The organism is Pseudomonas sp. IT-P294 (assembly GCF_949767865.1).
Taxonomy (GTDB): domain Bacteria; phylum Pseudomonadota; class Gammaproteobacteria; order Pseudomonadales; family Pseudomonadaceae; genus Aquipseudomonas.
The window spans coordinates 1-491 of sequence record NZ_CATKQW010000038.1 but is presented as its reverse complement, the minus strand read 5'-3'; the positions used below and the strand labels follow the sequence as shown (position 1 = coordinate 491).

Below are 491 nucleotides of genomic sequence, written 5' to 3'. Positions count from 1 at the left end.
TAACCTGGTGCTGCAAATCCACAACAACGACGACCCGGTGACTCTCGGCGGGCTCAACGTCGAAGGTGGTGAACTCACCGTCTACGAGAAAAACCTCAGCGACGGCACCAGTCCCAATGCGCCGACCCTGACCCAGAGCGGCACCTTCACGGTGACTGCCCTCGATGGTTTGCAAACCCTCGATGTCGGCGGTATTCATGTGGTGGTCGGTGGCGTCGCGGCAGGCTTTCCGCAATCGGTCGTTACGCCGCTCGGCAGTACGCTGACCGTCACCGGCTACAACGCTGCCACAGGCGTGGTCAGCTACACCTACACCCTGGTGGAAAACGAAGCGCATCCAACCGCCAACGGCGCCAACAGCCTCACCGAAAACTTCAACGTAGTCGCGACCGACACTGACGGCAGCACCGCGTCGGGCCAGATCAACGTCAACATCGTCGACGATGTGCCCAAGGCGCTAGATGACAGTCATGCCGGCACCGCCTCGGAAA

At 61.1% G+C, this 491-nt stretch carries 1 protein-coding gene; it reads left to right on the top strand.

The window, feature by feature from the left end; all coding sequences use genetic code 11:
• Positions 1-491, top strand: a 491-nt coding sequence (locus ACM6I0_RS22750; RefSeq protein ID WP_414923349.1) for a hypothetical protein, incomplete at both ends; no start/stop codon positions are given.